The organism is Cupriavidus sp. SK-4 (genome assembly GCF_000611125.1).
GTDB lineage: Bacteria > Pseudomonadota > Gammaproteobacteria > Burkholderiales > Burkholderiaceae > Cupriavidus > Cupriavidus necator.
This window is the reverse complement of sequence record NZ_JFJW01000169.1, coordinates 1-4,239: the sequence shown is the minus strand read 5'-3', so window position 1 is coordinate 4,239 and position 4,239 is coordinate 1. Positions and strand designations below refer to the sequence as shown.

2 protein-coding genes and 2 pseudogenes are annotated in these 4,239 nt (G+C 60.6%); 3 read left to right on the top strand and 1 reads right to left on the bottom strand.

Features of this window, described 5'->3' with window-relative positions:
* A pseudogene (locus CF68_RS36780) lies at window positions 1–210 on the bottom strand (IS4 family transposase); the annotation flags it as partial.
* A 1,106-nt stretch (window positions 211–1,316) separates the two neighbouring features.
* On the opposite strand from CF68_RS36780, the gene CF68_RS32180 reads away from it, so the two are divergent.
* The 3 genes and pseudogenes from CF68_RS32180 to CF68_RS36770 form a co-directional block, all read left to right on the top strand.
* The gene (locus tag CF68_RS32180; RefSeq protein ID WP_035827046.1) at window positions 1,317–2,480 is read left to right on the top strand and encodes a porin; all 1,164 of its coding nucleotides are present in this window, start codon (window positions 1,317–1,319) and stop codon (window positions 2,478–2,480) included.
* Between the two features lie 344 nt (window positions 2,481–2,824).
* Window positions 2,825–3,739, top strand: coding sequence for a hypothetical protein (locus CF68_RS32175; RefSeq protein ID WP_035827049.1), 915 nt, complete (start codon window positions 2,825–2,827; stop codon window positions 3,737–3,739).
* 121 nt (window positions 3,740–3,860) lie between these two features.
* Window positions 3,861–4,239: pseudogene (locus CF68_RS36770) on the top strand (DUF3300 domain-containing protein); the annotation flags it as partial.

The window sequence follows — 4,239 nt, the reverse complement described above, 5'->3', positions numbered from 1 at the left end:
TCGTCTTAGCGCCAGGCTCGCCATCGCTCTTGCGCCCAAGGAATCCATCCAAGGAAGCGACCAGCCGAATCATCTGATTGAGTGTGACCGGTGTCTTCGGGCGTGCCTTCTTGGCAAGCACGTATGCTCCCCGAATTTCGTCGGCGTCAAAGAACAGGGATGCACCAGGTCCGGGCAAGTTCTGCCCAATCGCATCAAGCGGGCAATGCGCCTGTCATGGAACTGAGATTCTTCAATGAAAGCGTAAGCTTGCTGCCATTGGTGGTGGTGATATGTCCATAGCTCACGGTCGGCATGAACGGCATGTCGGGTGCAACGGCGACTTGGGGATTCCTTGCACCGTCAACGGAGAGATTGAGCTCAATGGCGATCGAATCGATGGCCGCGCCTCCTTGCTGATTTCGTCCCGCAAGGTTCTTTCTAACCTATACAGATCGTCGGCCACTTGTGCCAATGCTGTGAGAATGTCGACCGGCTTGCCGGGCGGAATTGGCGGGTGTTGCATCCGACCACCAGCCATGATGCAAATAGCAAGGACGAAGTCAAACGCATCACTTTTTCTAGTCGCTGGACGATGTACGTCCAATAATTTGTACCGATGTTGCGCTTCGATCTGTGTGGCATCTAATGGACTAGACGAGGATGACGAGCTTATGCAATCCGTATCATCTTGACTCTGCAGACCCGGAGACGCTCTGCTGGTCAAAGGGCGTCTCGAAAAACTTCCGTCCCTTGTCGAACCGGCAGCGTCGATTCCCGGCGACGATGCAACGCCGGAGGTCGCTGACGCCAGCAGCCACGGGGAAGAGTTGCCTCAGGATCCCCAAGCCGACGCAGCTCCCCGTCGAAAACGCTGAACCGGTCGGAGAAGACGTCCGGCCGGCACCGAAATCAAAGCTTACCCCCTGGGTACGGCCTCCGAAGCAGGCCGCAGCAGCTCCGTGAGCACGACTCGTTCCACGCATTCCGGGACGCATCGGTCGTCTTCTGTTCCCCAAAAGCCAAGCACGGCAGCCCTCTTCCCGAATTCGGTTCTCCAGCCGGTGAAGTCGCTGTCGGTCGTCGCGCTCGAAGTTGTTCAGGCGCATGGGGGAAGTTCGAAGGCAGTGGCAGCCGGCTCTTGGCGTCGACTGTCTTAAATAGCCGACACCACTGCGTGTTTCCCGCGGTTTCCGGTCATCGGTTGCTGGCGGGAAACGGGCTTCGCTCCTAAGCTCGAACAGGCTGCCCGGCAGCATGTTGCAAGGTCAGGCATGCAAAGAATGAAGTTGTGGCTGGACCACCCAAAGCAAAAAAGAGAAAGAGAGGAGAACACCATGTTACAGAAAAGGATGGCCCTGGCGACTCTGCTGGGATGGCCGATGGCAACCCTTGCGCAGTCAAGCGTCACGCTGTACGGCGTGATCGACGCCAACGTGGAATATGTCAACCACGCGGGCGTCGTGCCGACGGCCGCCAACGGATTCAACCCGGGACCGGGCAACGATGCCTACCGACTGACTTCCGGCGGACTTTCCGGCTCGCGCTGGGGCCTGCGCGGCAACGAGGACCTGGGCAGCGGCATCAAAGCTATCTTCGTGCTGGAAAGCGGCTTCGGCCTCGATACCGGCCTGTCGCAGCAAAGCGGCCGCCTGTTCGGCCGCCAGGCTTTCGTGGGCGTCCAGAGCGACCGCTTCGGGCAGGTCAGCCTCGGTCGGCAGTACACCTCGATGTTCGAGGCCCTGGCCAACTTCTCTCCAACCGCCTATGCCACGCAGTATGAGCCGGTCGTCATGCAGTCCGGCCCCAACTACCGCGAGGACAACACCATCAAGTACACCGGGAAGTTCGGGGGGCTGACGGCACTCGCGCACTGGTCTTTCGGCGCCGGGGTGGCCCTGCCCGCCTCGGTAGGGTTCCCCATCCCGATCGGCGGCAATGGCGAAGTCCCGGGGCAGTTCCGGCGAGACACCGCCTATGGCGGGGCACTGGCTTACACGTTCGGCCCGTTCGCCGCGACGGCCGGCTATGACCAGTGGAATCCCACAATCGGCACCGGCACCGGCATCATCAAGAAGGCCGTGGTAGGCGCCAGCTATGCGTTCGGCCCCGCCAAGATCATGGGAGGCTACCGCTGGGGCCAGAACAAGAACGCGGCCGATGTCCTGATCCAGCGCGATGACTTCTACTGGATCGGGGCCAACTACCAGGTCACACCGGCACTCGCGCTCACGCTCGAGTACAACTACGACGACCTCAAGAACCTTTACGGCAACACGAGTGTAGCCAACCCGTGGCAGATCTCCTTCGTGGCCGACTACTCACTGTCCAAGCGCACCGATGTCTACCTGACCACGGCCTATGCTAAGAACGCCGGGTTGATGCTCGAGTCGCTCGCGACCTTCTATGCCAACAGCCTGTCGCTAGGTAACAGCTATGTCCTCGGCAACGGGCAGAGCAACATGTTCGGCGTCGCCTTAGGCGTCCGGCACAGGTTCTGAATGCGCGGGGAGACCGGCAAGGCGTCATCGAATGGAGGGGACTTCCCCGTCCCGAGGTCGCGGCGCAAGCCGCCAGCTGGTTCGGAAGTGCCATGATGGCGTGTCGAAGCCGCATCACAACCAACGAAGGGGAATTCCCTTCCATCCGACTAGTACAAAGCCTTGATACTTTCAACTCCGATCTTTCGTTGCATAGATCAAGGCCGTCAGCGACAAAAAACGGGCAGCACTGGGAGCCGGCAAGCCCCAAAACTAGCGCACGAAAAGGTTATCGTCGCAACTCTGCGTTGTCATTCTCTCGCCGGCACATGCATTGCGCAATGGATGATTGGGGGAACATAGCCATGGAAACAGCTCAAACCGCAGGTCGGCTCAGCGCAGGCGAAGGCAGGTGTCAACGCTTTGCGACCGGCGCGGCCGGGTATCTAATCACCTTTTTCCTCGCGGCGGCAGCTGGATCGGCGCAGGCTGCACCACCCGATCTGCCTGGGCCGACCGATAGCGATAGCTGGCAATTTGCCATTGCGCCATACCTTTGGCTGCCCAACGTCAGTGGAGACTTTCGCTTTTCCGGATCGTCATCGACCGGCGGCGGCAATCTCGACATCGGCACGGGGCCGGACAGCTATCTCCAGAACCTACAGTTCCTGCTGATGCTGCAGGCTGAGGCCAGAAAGGGCAACTGGTCGATCTTCGGGGATGCGATCTACCTCGACTTCAATCGCCAGGACACCACACTCAAATCGGTGACGGCGGGCAATGGCGCCCGCATCATCGTGCCCCGCGACGTAGCGACCGATGTGGGCAGCAGCATGACTGGGGGGATGCTCCAGCTTGCCGCAGGCTACAGGGCGTTACGCGCGCCATGGGGCAATATTGAGCCGTTCGGAGGCCTGCGCTATCTGAACCTGAGTGCGAGCGCGCATTGGACGCTATCCGCAACGTTCACGCAGCAGGGCGCGACGCTGGCGCAGCAAGGCAGTGTCTCGCAAACGGAAAACCTCGTGGACGCGATCTTCGGTGTGCGCGGTCGCTTCAACCTGAGCAGCAATGGCAGGTGGTACGTGCCGTATTACGTCGACGTCGGGATCGGGTCTTCCAGCTACACGCTGCAAGCGTCCGCCGGGGCGGCGTATGCGGCAAAGTGGGGCGATATCCACTTATCCTACCGCTACCTGACCTATGAAGTGAAGGGAGGCGAGCTGATACAACGGCTCACCTTTAAGGGTCCCATGCTCGGAGCGGTGTTTCGGTTTTGATCCGTTCTTGCCCCCATCGTCACGCCCAGGCTGCGAATGACATAGGCCGCCCGCTTCGCCTCGGCAAGATCGGCGACATCGGCAACATCGACATCCTGATCAAAAATGCCGGGGTAACCGGATCGCGCTCTATCCCGATCCGCTGCTGTCACAGGTCCAGATGGCCTCCACCTACCCGCTGGAAGTCGCCCTCGCCACGCGCTGGAGCAAGGCCCATCCGCACCTCAAGGGTGACGACGCAGTCAAGGCGGTACAGAACGAGTCCTGGGACGTCAGCGTAAAGTCGCTGGTGGCGTTTCCGCAGATCCTTGCGCCAACGGGCGACAAGCTGGACTAAACCCAGAAACTGGGGGATGCATTCCTGGCCCAGCAGAAGGAGGTGTTCAATGCCGTGCAACGCCTGCGTGTGCGCGCCCAGCAAGCCGGTCACCTCAAGTCGGGGCCGCAGCAGACCGTGACCGTGGAAACAGCAACCTCCGGCGAAGCCGCGCAGCAGACCA